A 14756-nucleotide genomic window follows, 5' to 3' on the forward strand; every position below is an offset into this window, starting at 1 on the left:
TGATAAAAGATAACAAATTGTATTGCCCATATAAAAACGTAAAAAATAGCATTATCACGTCCCTACTAAAATAAGCTTTACTTTAGGTTAGTTTTAGAGGGATTGCTCATAATAAGAACTATCATGATGCATCCATATTTTTAAATATATCCTTTGATGTAAGGGAGATGGCTGCAGATAGAATTGCAACCACTAGCAGAATAATCCCTGTATGATTTGAAAATTCATCAAAAGCTACCCCATATATGGCTTGCCCAATCGGTTGTGCACACATGGAGAGAGAAATCATCACTGCGATTACTTTTCCCACAAGCTCTGGCGGTGTTTCACTTTGAACTGCTGCAATCATCTGTACACTGAACATTGTGGCAAGTGCCATGATGACAAAGCTTGTGGCTGTAATTACCGCATAGCTGACCATGTTTGCCATGCCTAGTAGCAGTGGAATTGCCATGACCCCCACGGATAGGCTGCAAAGAAACATCAAAATGTGTGAACTTGTAAGCTTTAGTTTTTTGCTGAATACGGCGGTTAAGATTCCCCCGCAAAGTCCGCCAAGTGCCATGGCTCCCTGTGAAAACCCAAGCAGCTCATCACTCATTTTAAGTATGCCAATAATTAGAATAGGCATGCCAACAATCAGCATTGATGATAGTACCAGATTGAAAATAGTAGCCAGACCAATGATATTAATGAGGACCGGTTTTTCTTTTTTCATATAATTTGTGCTGTCAAGAAAGTCACTTTTTATAATTGCAGATATTTTCATTGCATTATTTCTTTTTTCAAAGGGTATGTGTATAAAAATCTCCATTATAGCAGAGGCAGCAAAGCAAGCAATACTAATGAGAAGGATGGGTACAATGCCAAAAGCACCAAATAACATACCACCAATAATAGGCCCCAAAAGCCCTGCCAGTGCACCAACCTGGTTGACTACCGCACCTGCTGATAAAATTTTATCTCCTGAAACCAGCAATGGAATACTTGCTTGCACTGTTGGCTGATAGGTGCCACTAATGCCATAAAGCAACATTAAAACAGCAATAAACAGTGGAACTATGGGCAGTTTTCCAAGAGCCATAAAGAACAGAAAAACAATGCTTGCCGTTAAAAAATCAAGTGCTACCATGATATTTCGCTTGTTCACTCTGTCAGCCAAAATACCTCCTAAAAATGAGAGAAAAATCATGGGAAGAAAGGAGGACGCTGTTACAATTCCGAAAAGAGATGCTGAGCCTGTTTCTCGCAAAAGATAGAGAGGAAGCGCAAATCGCAAGATTGCATTACCAAACATTGAAATGATTTGTCCGATTACTACAAGTGTAAAGTTCCTATTAAATAGTTTTGTTTGTTCCATATTACAATGCCTCCATCTTATTTACCTTTGACAACAGCTCCATAAATACTACAAGACCTAACACTAGTAAAACAACCATTCCTATTAGCCTGATTTGCAAAGAATTTTCAGGTACAAACGACATCATATTGCCAAATGGAATAATTAACAGAAAGGATGTTACTACAGTAGCTACCAATGACTTCCTCCAAAATCCTATACGCATTGCTATAAGACCTATTGAAGCTGCCAGCAGTGCTGAAACTCCTGTTGTAACAAGTAGGTTTGGCCACATTTCACCTGTAAACATATTGGGTAAAATGTGAAAAGTATTTGATAAAAAAGCAAACATACTGATTGCAACAATATTACATATAGATACCGCAATGGCAATAAAGAAAAACACAAAGCTGCATTTCGCAAAGAGAATTTTGCTTCGCTTTATTGGGTATGAGAACAATAGAATTGCTCTTTTCCCAGTATATTCTTCAACTGTAAATTTAGCGTGCATGATAGCAGATAAGACACCGAATGCAGCAACAAACAGTATGGAAATCAAAGATATAAAATTATTCCATTGACTAAACATACTCAAATCTGTATGCAAGGAAACGCCTCCTCTAATTTGGATCATCTGCTGTGATTGTTCAATTTGTGGTATATATGCTGTTAAAAAGCAAAATCCAAATCCAAAAATCAAGATAAGAAAGGATGCCACAATATAAGATCTAATTTTGTTTCTTTCAAGTTCTAAATTTATAAGTTTTATCATTATAATTTCCCTCCTCTCATTTTTTCAATTAAGAAATCTTCAAGATTGTATTCATGCTCTACAATTAAGTCCTTCACATTAGCTTCAAGGGTTAACGTGCCATTTGCAATGACCGCAACTCTTTCAACGGTTTGTATAACTTCGCTTAAAATATGACTTGAAAGTAAAATTGTCACCCCTTGATTTTTAAGGGAAATAAATAAATCTCTCATTTCCTTAATTGCAACAGGATCAAGTCCATTAATGGGCTCGTCAAGGAGCAATACCTTAGGACTATGTATCATACTTCTAGCAATACCTAACCGCTGACGCATGCCAAGAGAAAACTTTGATACTGGTTTATCGCCTACATCACCAAGACCGACACGTTCAAGGGCTTTTGATATATCTGCATCCATACCCATATATCTAAGATGAATGGACAAATTGTGAGCAGCATTCAGATGCTCATAAAAATACGGTACCTCAATAAGACTACCGATGTTACCGAGTACCTGATCTCTTTGGGTCCAAGCATTTTTAGCCAGAACATACGCACCACCCTCAGTTGGCTCAAGCAGCCCAGCCATAAGCTTTAAGAGGGTTGTTTTCCCCGCTCCATTTACGCCTAATATGCCATAAATCTCACCCTGTTTAACTTTCATTTCTAGACGATTTAATACGTTGTTGCCATAAAATTCCTTGCATAGTCTGTTTGTATGCACTGCAAATTGATGTTCCATAAACTCCTCCTTATTCGTATACCGACGTTCGGTATGTATTTTACTAAAAATATTCTGCCCCCTGAGGAGCAGTTATTTTTTAACCATTGTAGCGACTACTGTACTCAACATATTGTAAGATAGTCTCTGTATCTAAGATATCAATTCCTATTCCATTCAAAAGCACACTGAAAAATTCCATTTTCCTACGCATTTCTTCAGGTGTAGATTTTGCAATAGTAGGGTTTACCCAAATGTTCATTAGCGTAATGATAACCTCAGCAAGTTCCTTTGGATAGGCGGTTTCAATTGAACCATCACTTATTCCCTCCTCGATAATAGGCTCTATATAGCATGGTACAATCAATTCATAGATTTCTATAACTTGTTTCATCACAAATTTAGGATCATTCATAATTTTGTTTGACATTGCTATAATCGCATTACTACCCGGATTAGCGTAGCCGGCTTTAATCATCATTTTTAGCTTTTCATAACCAGTCATGGTCTTGTCATCACGGAGTTTATTGAAATAAGCTGTGTTTTCATTGCCAATTTTCTCACATACTGATTGAAAAATTTCCTCCTTGGATTTAAAATGATGATAGATTGCCCCCTTAGAAAGCCCCCCTAAATTATTGATGATATCTTGAATTGAAGTGTGTTCATAACCTTTTTCAATAAAGAGCTTCAATGCTTCCTCTAAGATTAGGTTAACTGTTTCTTCTGGATATTTATTTCGTGCCATACAGCATCCACCTCCATACCTACCGTTGGTATCTATATTATCATTGATGATTTTTCTTGTCAAGCACTAATATACTATTAATCTAATGCTGTAGTAGGTATCTCCTATCTAAGAGAATATTAGTATTTATCTTTTAATAACGATGATTTTAAAGGCATGGTGATTATCATATAATCCCATGCCTTAAATTCAATTTCTTTATTTATGTCTATTAGATACATTTCAAATTAAATAAATACTGCTACTTATTTATATCATTTGTTATACTTTAGTAAGCTTAAAATACTCTTCCAATTCCTCCACAGAATTTATATCAAAGATATCTATACCAATTCTATCAATGGTATTAATGGGTAAATTCATTATCTTATTCTCATATCCATCTGGTAAACTTTTAAATTTTTTTATTAGTAGCTTAATTAGTAATTCTGCTTTGCCTTTTTCTATTCCTTCTGCTATTCCCTTTTCTATGCCCTTTTCTATGCCCTTTTCTATGCCCCTCTTTTCAACCTCTGGATCATATAATGTTTTTGTCATTCTACTCACCTCATTTTCTAAAATTTCATCCTTAATAAAATTTCTATTTAGATATTCTATTAAATTTTGTATTGCTAGTAACATCTTATGAAAATCTTCTCCTAAGATTTCATTAGAATCGAAGAGTTCCTTAGATTCATTAGCTAATTTTGTTGCTAGTTTCTTTGCCTTATAGGATAATTCTTTCATCTTTTCAATGTTATTATTCTTGTTTGCCTTTATTAATTCCTTTTTTAATTGAAATAATTGTAGTGGCATAAGTGGATACATCTTTTTATTTATAAGTTCCTCATCTGAGTATTCCCAATACTTAAGCACTGGTACTGTATAATCAATTTCTTGACTATCAGGAAATACTATATTTAGCCTTAATTTATCCTCTATATTTTTATTTTCTTCAAAAAATATGACCTTTTGTTTAGGAAAAATAATCTTCTTAATATGGCTACTTTCATCGGCTTCTTCCTTTGCTTTTTTAAAGCCATATTCAAACATTCTAACTATCATGGTGCTATCATTTTTAGTTTGAAATTCTAGGTGATAACTTACTTTTTGATTTTCATTTTTTGAAATCTTAAAGAACATATCTCCTCTTAATACATCTAAGGTGTCTTCAATAAACTCATTATTACTTACAGTTAAACTAACCTCATCTACATTAAAGTTTTCTTCAAAGACTCCATTTAATAGGTTAATTAAAACCTTATTAGAGGTGGAAAACAAAAACTTTAATACCTGATCTAGTTTAACTTTTTCCTTTGTTGATTCCAAGTTTGCACCGTCCTTTATAATTAAATTATATATTAAAAAGAGCTCAAATTAAATATATTTTATAGCTATATATTAATTATACGCACAAACATTCGTTCTTATTCATTCCAATCCATTATTTCTACTGTTTTTCCATAGATTCCAAAGCACATATGAAGTAATTTAATATGTACTTTGGGGTTAGTCCATAAGTTGTATTTTATATACTTTATATTTTAATAACAATGACTTTAAAGGCATGGTGATTATCCTATAATCCCATGCCTTAAATTTAGTAGAAACATCTTCCATTGATTAAACACTATTGACTTCCTTTATATATTTATTTTTACTTATTTTATAGAATATAAATTGAATTAAAATTTCTAAAAGAAGAGTAATAATTGACTTCTTCATTAACAGTTCAGTCATCCCACTATTAAATACCATAATATATAAGAAATATACTCCTAACATTCCTCCTATAAATATGGGAACAAAGAAAATTATTCTTAACTCCTTCTTAATTACCGATTTTACCTCACTTTCCAAGATTCCAACTTTAAATAGGATACTGTTTCTTTTTCTCTCTTCATTAACATCAGAAATCACTTTATAATATAATACTACTCCATTAGTTATAATAAATAGTATTCCTATAAAAATCGTAGTGAATAATAACATACCATTATCATCTAATTGCATTCTGATTAACTCTTCTCTATAAAGTGGCCTATATGCTTCCAAGGTTCCTCTTTCATCCTCAGATATCTTACCACCCCATAGCTGACCTTCATTCCAATAAGTGCTATCTAAATCGTTAACACCTTTTAAATAGTTTAGTAACCCTTTAAAGACAACATCTTTATTCCTTACATTCATTAAATGTAAGTTTTTAATGGCTTCTTCTTTTACATTTTTCTTTATCATACTATAGTCATTATCGTTAAGAATAAATGCGAATCCTGAATCATATTCTCCACCATATCTAAAATTAGTGAATTGCACACCTTTTTCTTTTTTAATCTTATCAGCGTTTATTTTCAAAGAGTGAGATTCTTTAACAAGCTCATCAAATTGTTCTTTTTCTATCAAAGTCCCATGGTTTAGTGATAACTTATTCACTATTTCTAGATTATTATCCTTAAGAGTTAAAAAAATCAGATTTGGAATCTTATAGTCTTTGCTTTCATTTTCAACTGTAATATACAATGCCTCATTAGGTTTAATATTAATATCTATTCCCATATGTTTATTATAGTTTGACTGGCTAATTACTGAATGTCTAGTATTTAAAACACTAAGATTACCCGATTCTTCCTTAAATACAGGTACTTCAATATATTCTAATTCTTTGTATTCATTTACGCTTCCACCATTATCTTTAACAACATTTATAACATCTTCTCTATTTACACTGTTATACTTGTTACTTTCAACAAACATAATATCATATGGATTTTCATTTGAAATATATTCTCTAGTTGAAACATAAATTGAATAACTATATCCTACAAATAGCATAGCTCCAGCTAATAGTAGAGAAGTAATAAACAATATGTTTTTATATGCTAAAAATCTATGAGATAAGTTGCTTAAAACCAACAAGTTATTATTATATATATTAGGAAATTTCTTTAAAATAGCTTTGATTAAGGTAATAATTGCACCAATTATTATATATGGACAAATTATAATTACTAAAAATAATCCTAATATTATAGGTGCAACATCCTCAATATTTCCCTTTAGGATAATAATAGGTAAATAATATAAAGCTGCCACAAAAATCAATATAGTTACTACACCAATAAATACATTAGTATGTCCAACTTCCTTTTTTACATCAGCTTTAATTCCTTCAACAATAGATATACTTCTAAGGTAAAATATGTTGAATAGTACATTTCCTAAAAATATTATTGCAAATACACCAGCACTTAATAAAAAGCTCTCATAATTCAATGTGTACTGGATATTAGCTCCACTAACCATTTTATTTAGAGCCATATAGAACATTCTACCCAAAACTGTACCACTAACAATTCCTGTAACTAGAGAAGCTATCATAACCCCGATGTTTTCCATAATAACCATTTTAGTTAAATCTTTGTATGTCATTCCTAATGTTAAATACACACCAAATTCTTTACCTCTATTTTTCAAAAAGTATAAGTTGGTATATGTAATAAAAACTATAGAAAATATGATAATTCCCACTAATGCCAGCTTTACTATACCATATGTTGATGTTTTCCCAATACCTTTGATTATGGCAGAATTGTACATTAAACTTCCATACATAAATAGCATTGCGCATATTAAGGAATTAACAAAATAGAAGGATATATATTTATAAAAATTATAGAAAAAGTTCTTTTTTATGATAGCATGAAAGGTCATTAATTATCTCCTCCTATAAGACTTTGAACTTCTAGAATTTTATCAAATAATTTCTTTCGGTTCCCATCAGAGGTAATTTCCATTTTTATTTTTCCATCTTTTATAAATATAATTCTTTTACAGAAAGAAGCTGCAAAGGGATCATGGGTTACCATTAACACTGTACTGCTTTTTTCATTATTCATTTTAGCTATAGTTGTCATAACATCATTTGCCGATTTTGAATCTAAATTTCCTGTTGGCTCATCTGCAAAGATTATAGTGGGATTATTAATTAATGCTCTTGCAGCAGCAACTCTTTGCCTTTGACCACCTGAAATATTATAAGGATATTTTTTCTTTAAATCTAATATATTAAAATACTTCATAAGATCATTTAAACTATTTTCTATTTCACTTTGATCTTTCTTATCTAATATAAGAGGTAATGATATATTTTCTTCAACAGTTAAACTATCTAATAAATTAAACTCTTGAAAAATATATCCAATATTTTTTCTTCTAAATAAAGCAAGTTTGTCCTTTTTCATTTCACTAATATCATTATTATTAATAATCACATTACCTGAAGTACCCTTATCTACACCTGAGAGAATGTTAAGTAAAGTACTCTTTCCACTTCCACTTGGCCCCATTATGCCTACAAATTCACCACTATTAATAGTGAAATTTAATCCATTTAAAGCACTGACCTCTTTTGCTCCCTTAAATGAAGCATATACTTTAGTTAACCCATTGACTTTTAATATTTCCATATACTATACCCCGCTAAAAAATAAAATTATCTCTTTTCTTTATTCTTTCTTCTAATAACTTCTAACACATATCCTATTCCCATACCTATAAAAGTCCCTGCAGTTCCCCACATAAAATTCCCTGTAATCACACCAACACCTGTCCCGATTATAAAACCTCCAAGCATTAAATTTACTGAATCCTCATCCTCATCCTCTTCATCATAACTATCTTTGTCATCACTAGATACATCCTCTTCTTGATTTGTGCTTTTTCCTTTATCTGTTTTTTCATTAACCATCAACTCATCTAAACTAACATTAAATATATCCCTTAATAATATAAGGTTATCTATATCTGGATATGCTTTACCTGATTCCCACTTTGAAATTGCTTGACGTGATATATTTAACTTTTCTGCAAGTTGTTCTTGTGATATATTTTTTTCTTTCCTTAATTTTTTTAGATTTTCTTTAAAATTCAAAGTAACCACCTCATGTATAATTATCTCTATCTATTTGCTATTATACAAGCATATATTAGTTACTTTTGCTGTAAACCAGTGGTTGCATCAATTAAAAATTAATATTAGATTCCTTAGTCTTGATATAGAAGTTAAAAGCAAAGAAAAAAAGTGCCCCATCCTGCAAAGAATAGCACTTTTTATCAATTAATAAGCTATTATAATAAATTGGCCAGTGGAGGACCTCAAATAATAGGTAAAGAACAGAAGATTAAATTTAGTATTACTTTACAACAGGCTTCTTTTTAAAAGCTAATAATCTTATTATCTCTTCTATATCTTCCTTTGTTTTAGGTCTGTAATTAATCCATCCACCATCACTACAAGGATATTTATTCTTCCATAATTCTTTAGTTAAAGATAAACCCCCATTAATTACTTCATTGAGTTTTTCCTTATCTTTTGAACTTATTTGCATCATTACATCTATATCGCCACTTTCAAAAAAGATATAACATAAGTGCTTGGTTTTATGGGAATACTTATATCCCCAACCGTAATTATTTCCAAATGGGAACTTTAATTCCTTTTGCATATCATACTGTTTATCAAAGGTTTCTTCAAATTGCTTCAATAATTTTTTCGTATCATTTCCAATGAATTCAAAAATCTCTTTTTCCGTAGGTATATTATTTTTATCTAACATCCTATTACTCATATCAACTTCTCCAATCACATATTATATAAAGAGAGTTCTAAGCTTCTCTGAAGCTTTAATAACAGAATTCTTAGTATCAGTATTTTTGCTACTTAGAAGTCGTTGTCCTTTAGGGTAAATCCTTATCCAGGGACGTAGCAGCTCTTTACTCCCACTTTGAAGGAGATAGGAGTATTAGAGCTGGTAGTCATCGGATTAACAGAGTTCTTAGCTTCTCTGAAGCTTTAGAAATCGTTATCCAGGGACGTAACAGCTCTTTACTCCAACCTTGAAGAAGATGGGAGTATTAGAGCTGATAGTCATCGGATAAAAATTAAATAATATAATTTTTTACTATTTTGTATTATCATATATATATTATACGTAAGTTGTCAATAACTTGTCGCATAAATGCTTATAACTATTCATTATAGTGTTTATTAGGTATACAAGTTCCCGTTATATTAAATTTCTTCATCAAAATCTATCACCATCTTATACTGATATTCTATAATATAAAAGGGTTATTTAAGCATAGAGTAAAATTTCAGGAATTTATTTTATAGTTGCTAGAGTATCTTACTTATTTAATTTTTCAAATTATATTTTATTTCTATTTCATTAATTTTATCTATATCTATATTTGTGTTAGAAATATATTTTGTTTCTTTATCATTTTTGTAAATAGTAATCCTATCATAACCATAATCAAATGAAACTACTTTTTTATCATTAATAAACAATCTAGCTTCCAAACAATATCCTCTATTTTTTGATTTGCTAAAGATCTTTTTAACTTTAGTATTCTCAAACTGGTTTAAAAATTCTTCTATTTTATCTTTATCCGTTATTTCTACAGTTTTTCCATAATTTCCAGAGCTCATCAGTATCTTATCTACTTTTGTAAAATCAATATCTAGTATACTTTTAAAATCCTTTGGGATAAGAAATGGTTGTACAATAAGTCCAATAATAATTATCACCAATATAACCAGTAACCCAATACTCTTTTTCTTCATATCTAGATCCTCCTTAATAAATATAAATAGTGTGGTTAATTCATTTTACGAACTACTGGAAAAATAGCCTGTAAAAAAGAGTGCAAAAACCGTTAATGCAACTCCTTCTAATATAGAAGTCACCTTATAATAATACCATATATTCAAAATAAAGTAATAACGGAATCTTTATCTAATTACCTATTATTATAATATACAAAAGAAATGTATGAGAAATTTATAAAGTTAGAGTAACTATAAGGAATCAATTATAAATAAGCATATAAAAATATTCAAAAAACCCGCAAACCCGTACAGCGCCAACAACTAGTTAACTAGTTATATAGTTAACTAGGTTCCTATTTAACTAGTTTTATAGGTTTATTTTTAACTAGTTTCCTAGGTAAAATTATATATATATCCCTATATAACTATATAAAATTTTCTATATTTAACTAGGAATATTTTTAAATATGTATATATTTTAAGGGGTTATGTGGGAGGATTTTTTTTGATTAGAATTTTATGTTGTGGTGGATGTTTTAGAAAAGAAAATGACTATGGCAATGGAAAAAATAATTCTGACACTATCAAAATGTAGTGTCAGAATAAATAAATTATAATACTATCATCTATTTTAATTCTATTAAGTAAACAAATTGTGGTCACACTTTGTTTACTTACCCCGGATATTGTTCCATAAAATATATGATATCAAGTGTTCATTTTATGGTTACTATTTCCTTAACTGATTATAGACTCTATCTGCCATAAACTCCATTAAAATTGTACTTACTTTTTCATTAGTAAGGAGAGTTTCAAAGAAGGTTTTATTCTTTGAAAAACCATCCATAATTGATTTTTCAAAGGCATCATTAAAGGAATATCTAAAATTATCAATGGTATTATTATTAGCTCTTCTCTTTAAATCCTCAGAAGACTTTAAAAGTTTCTGGACCTGCATTAATGCAAGAGTTTCCGTTTCTCCAAGATTTAAATTAAACAATGTATTTAACTCTTTAACTATATGGGAAAGAGCATCAAACTCCTCATCCATGCTAGTTACATTAATACTTGTGTTATGTTTAATATCTCCATTTGCATCAATTTTAGTGCTTTTCTCTTCCCCTACTTTCACTTGTCTAAAGTTTTCTAAGCTAACCTTATCACTTATATCAATATCAACATCACTTCCTACCTCAATGGCTTTAACTAAAAACTTAGCGAAAATATATAGCTTATGAAGTTCTACATCTTCAAAATCCGATATCTGTATCATAAGAGAATAAAAATTAGTAAACTTCCTTAAAGTAGCTCTTATTAAAATAACATCCTCATCATTATATCTTTTTACTCTCTCTAGTGCCTTAGAAACATAGCTAATTTGCTGCTGCCTATCTTTACTTGTCTTATCTTCCTTGTATGCCTTTTTAATAAATTTCTCAATTTCTTCTCTATTTATAATATTAAAGTTTTCTATCTTTCTTTCCAGGTCATAAACTAAGTTTGGGTCTAGGCTTTCAATTAGCTCTGTACACTCATAAAAGGTTGAAAATGCCTTTTTAATATCTTCTAAATCGTTTTTAAAATCTAATATAAAGGTATCATCTTTACCAGAACATGTCCTATTTAACCTACTTAAGGTCTGAACAGCCTTAACCCCTCTTAACTTCTTATCTATATACATAGTATGAAGTAGGGGCTGATCAAATCCTGTTTGATACTTATCTGCAACTAACAAAACTTGATAGTCTTCTGCAAACCTTTCAGGTAATTCCTCTTCTTTAAATCCGTTAATCTTTTCCTCTGTAAGCTCTTCTCCAAACTCATCTAGAGAAACCTTACCGGAGAAAGCTACAAGGGCCTTTATATTTTCATAGCCATTTTCTTTTACATACTTTTCAAAAGCAAATTTATATCTAACAGCGCTCTCCCTTGATGATGTAATAACCATGGCCTTAGCTCGTCCACCGATTTTATGCATTACATTTTCCTTGAAATGCTCGATTATAATTCCTACCTTTTGAGATATATTAGTAGGGTGCAGATCTCTACACTTTGCTATCTTTCTCTTTGTCTTAGTCTTTGGTAAATTGGGATCCTGGTCTACTATTTGCCTTACTTCAAAATAGGTTTTGTAGGTGACATAATTTTTTAAAACATCTAGTATAAACCCTTCCTCTATAGCTTGTTTCATAGAATATAAGTGAAAGGCTTCCTTTCTCTCACTTCCAGGGACTTCAACACCAAACATATCTAAAGTAGCTGGCTTTGGCGTTGCAGTAAATGCAAACATTGATATATTATCCTGCTTACCATTTCTCTTTATCTCATCCATTATCTCATCTTCTAAGTCAATTTCCTCAGGGGAGTAGCTTTCCTCATCCATTGATAGAGCCTTAGTTACAGCCTCCATGTTCCTTCCTGAAGTTGAAGAATGGGCCTCATCAATTATAATGGCAAAGTTTTTATTTTTTATAACATTAATCTTATCTAAAATATATCTAAACTTTTGAATAGTAGTTACAAGTATCTTAGTACTGTCCATTAATCCATGAGCCAGCTGGTCACTATCCCTATCCATAATCTTTATACTACCAGCTTTATGAGGAAGGCCAAGGACCGCATCTCGCAGCTGCTTATCAACTACCTTCCTATCAGTCATAACTATAACCACATCAAATATATTTTTATTATCCTCATCATGAATGCTCATAAGCCTATGACTAAGCCACGCTATACTATTAGTCTTTCCACTACCTGCACTATGCTGAATAAGGTAATTAAACTTTGTTTTGTTTTTATAAACGTCATCAAGAAGACTTCTAACCACATCTATTTGATGGTATCTAGGGAAGATTATATTTTTCTTTGGCTTTTTATTATTTTCTTCTTTAACTTGAAGATACACAAACTTATCTATTAAATAAAGGAGAGTATCCTTAGTTAAAATATCTTCCCACATATAATGAACTTTTAACTTACCTTCCACATAAGGATTTCCCTTGCCACCTTGATTTCCCTTATTAAAAGGCAGAAACAAAGTGTTTTGTTTATTTAACTTTGTAGTCATATAAACTTCCTCTGTATCCATGGCAAAATGCACAATACATCTTTCATTGAAGGTGAATAGTTTCTCACTTGGACTTCTATCATTCATATACTGAATCTTAGCATTCTTAACACTTTGACCTGATATGTTATTCTTAAGCTCAAAGGTTATTATAGGAATACCATTTAAAAATATAACTAAATCAATTCTACCCTTTTTATTATGTACATCCCCTTGAAAATCATATTCGTTATATACAACTTCTTCGGTGACGGAGAACCTATTCTTATTGTATAGCTCTATTGCCTCCCTATTGTAGATAGTCTCCGGCTTCCTAAAGAGGAAATAAAGCCTTTGTCCTCTATCTTTAAAACCATTTTTTAAAACCTCAAGGATGCCATAATCAGAAATCTCCTTGTTTAATCTTTCAATAATCTTCTCCTCAAGGTTTTCCTTGTATATCTCCTTAAGCTTTTCCATCTGAGCCCCTTGAGTATCATATAAAAACTCAAAGAGCATCTTTCTATCTATGGCATAGATTTTATCATAATCCTTATTAAACCCATTAATGTACCCATTTTCATTAATCAAATATTCCTTGATTATATCCTGGTAATTTCTCTCCCGTAAATCATTTAAATTTAACATAACTTCTCCCCCTTATACCTATAAGTCTGTTACATTAATTTTCCCCGTCACCACCTCAGTAATCAGCTTTTCTTTAGCTTTTTTCAGAAGGGTGATTTGCTTTTCTATCTTTGATATTAGGTTATCTATTTGTGAAGTCTTATGGTCTAGGTATGTGGCTATGGCTTGTTGTTCTTTTTTATTAGGATAACTTACCTTAATGTTTCCAACAAAGTCCCAACTTGCTCTAGGCATTTTAGCTCCATATGTAGCTGCATTAACTAAATTTATGAATACTTTATTGAGCATTATAAATTTTAAGAACTTTGGTACCAACTTATCTGATTCAAGAACCAAAAACTCATCAGAACAAACTCCTTCTGTTTCTGTAACTATACATTTAGTTAGATATGGTCTTAATTTACCAAAAAGTATATTGTTTTTATAAAAAACACTATTTATTTTACTTTCTAGCTCACTTGGATCACCATAGTCTATTAACTTCCCACTACACTGTTCTACGTGTTCTAATCCTATATATTTATTAAACCTATAATTCTCAAGCTTAATACTAATTAAGTTAGTAACAAACTTCAACTTACTTACTTTCCAATCCTTCGGTATCTCCCCAATCCATTCTACTCCACTATCTTTCATCTCTACATCTTTATCAAGACCCTTTGTAACGGTTTCCGATATAAGTTTAGTCCTAGAAGCTTTAAGAGTTTCTATAAGCTCCTGTTTTTTACTTATAAGAGCTTCTAGCTGGGATGTCTTATGGTCTAGGTAGGTGGCTATTATTTTCTGTTCATTTAGTGTAGGAATAGAAATACTTTCACTTAAGTACTTACTAATATTCAAATTTTGTATACCAGTTGTTTGATTTATACATAAATAGTTAACTCTCTTTAAAGTAAGCGTAAAAGAATTCCCG

Annotated in this window: 12 protein-coding genes; all 12 read right to left on the bottom strand. The window is 30.9% G+C overall.

Translation table 11 applies throughout. The annotated features are described in order from the left end of the window. Nucleotides 1-121 precede the first annotated feature (121 nt). Complete coding sequence (locus tag B2P65_RS00165) at nt 122-1360, bottom strand: MFS transporter (protein WP_346879385.1); 1239 nt, start codon at nt 1358-1360, stop codon at nt 122-124. Nucleotide 1361: 1 nt separating this feature from the next. Beyond that, complete coding sequence (locus tag B2P65_RS00170; protein ID WP_346879386.1) at nt 1362-2111, bottom strand: hypothetical protein; 750 nt, start codon at nt 2109-2111, stop codon at nt 1362-1364. Next, nucleotides 2111-2833 carry an ABC transporter ATP-binding protein gene (locus B2P65_RS00175; RefSeq protein ID WP_346879387.1) on the bottom strand — a complete coding sequence of 241 codons (723 nt, stop codon included), beginning with the start codon at nt 2831-2833 and terminating at the stop codon, nt 2111-2113. The genes B2P65_RS00170 and B2P65_RS00175 overlap by 1 nt, the downstream gene beginning before the upstream one ends. A gap of 79 nt (nt 2834-2912) precedes the next feature. Beyond that, nucleotides 2913-3560, bottom strand: coding sequence for a TetR/AcrR family transcriptional regulator (locus B2P65_RS00180; protein ID WP_346879388.1), 648 nt, complete (start codon nt 3558-3560; stop codon nt 2913-2915). A gap of 261 nt (nt 3561-3821) precedes the next feature. Then, nucleotides 3822-4868: a DUF4351 domain-containing protein gene (locus tag B2P65_RS00185; protein ID WP_346879389.1), complete on the bottom strand. Its 1047-nt coding sequence runs from the start codon at nt 4866-4868 to the stop codon at nt 3822-3824. Between the two features lie 294 nt (nt 4869-5162). Next, nucleotides 5163-7250 carry an ABC transporter permease gene (locus B2P65_RS00190; RefSeq protein WP_346879390.1) on the bottom strand — a complete coding sequence of 696 codons (2088 nt, stop codon included), beginning with the start codon at nt 7248-7250 and terminating at the stop codon, nt 5163-5165. Beyond that, on the bottom strand, nt 7250-8005 hold the full coding sequence (locus B2P65_RS00195; RefSeq protein ID WP_346879391.1) for an ABC transporter ATP-binding protein: 756 nt from the start codon (nt 8003-8005) through the stop codon (nt 7250-7252). Before B2P65_RS00195 ends, B2P65_RS00190 begins: the two co-directional genes overlap by 1 nt. A 26-nt stretch (nt 8006-8031) precedes the next feature. Next, nucleotides 8032-8469, bottom strand: coding sequence for a helix-turn-helix domain-containing protein (locus B2P65_RS00200; protein WP_414632425.1), 438 nt, complete (start codon nt 8467-8469; stop codon nt 8032-8034). Nucleotides 8470-8731: 262 nt separating this feature from the next. Further along, a complete protein-coding gene (locus B2P65_RS00205; RefSeq protein ID WP_346879393.1) occupies nt 8732-9166 on the bottom strand; it encodes a DUF3788 family protein in 435 nt (144 codons plus the stop codon). A 566-nt stretch (nt 9167-9732) separates the two neighbouring features. After that, nucleotides 9733-10164 (bottom strand): hypothetical protein, encoded by a 432-nt coding sequence (locus B2P65_RS00210; protein ID WP_346879394.1) that lies wholly within the window; start codon nt 10162-10164, stop codon nt 9733-9735. Between the two features lie 715 nt (nt 10165-10879). Continuing rightward, the gene (locus B2P65_RS00215; protein ID WP_346879395.1) at nt 10880-13843 is read right to left on the bottom strand and encodes a type I restriction endonuclease subunit R; all 2964 of its coding nucleotides are present in this window, start codon (nt 13841-13843) and stop codon (nt 10880-10882) included. Between the two features lie 18 nt (nt 13844-13861). Further along, a partial coding sequence (locus B2P65_RS00220; protein ID WP_346879396.1) for a restriction endonuclease subunit S occupies nt 13862-14756 on the bottom strand: 895 nt, incomplete at its 5' end.

The organism is Clostridium sp. UBA3061 (assembly GCF_002367465.1).
Taxonomy (GTDB): domain Bacteria; phylum Bacillota; class Clostridia; order Clostridiales; family Clostridiaceae; genus Clostridium_J; species Clostridium_J sulfidigenes.

Bases quoted from the DNA above. Each gene is read 5' to 3' on its own strand.
- B2P65_RS00165 (WP_346879385.1), bottom strand. From the start codon at position 1,360: ATGGAACAAACAAAACTATTTAATAGGAACTTTACACTTGTAGTAATC.
- B2P65_RS00170 (WP_346879386.1), bottom strand. From the start codon at position 2,111: ATGATAAAACTTATAAATTTAGAACTTGAAAGAAACAAAATTAGATCT.
- B2P65_RS00175 (WP_346879387.1), bottom strand. From the start codon at position 2,833: ATGGAACATCAATTTGCAGTGCATACAAACAGACTATGCAAGGAATTT.
- B2P65_RS00180 (WP_346879388.1), bottom strand. From the start codon at position 3,560: ATGGCACGAAATAAATATCCAGAAGAAACAGTTAACCTAATCTTAGAG.
- B2P65_RS00190 (WP_346879390.1), bottom strand. From the start codon at position 7,250: ATGACCTTTCATGCTATCATAAAAAAGAACTTTTTCTATAATTTTTAT.
- B2P65_RS00195 (WP_346879391.1), bottom strand. From the start codon at position 8,005: ATGGAAATATTAAAAGTCAATGGGTTAACTAAAGTATATGCTTCATTT.
- B2P65_RS00205 (WP_346879393.1), bottom strand. From the start codon at position 9,166: ATGAGTAATAGGATGTTAGATAAAAATAATATACCTACGGAAAAAGAG.
- B2P65_RS00210 (WP_346879394.1), bottom strand. From the start codon at position 10,164: ATGAAGAAAAAGAGTATTGGGTTACTGGTTATATTGGTGATAATTATT.
- B2P65_RS00215 (WP_346879395.1), bottom strand. From the start codon at position 13,843: ATGTTAAATTTAAATGATTTACGGGAGAGAAATTACCAGGATATAATC.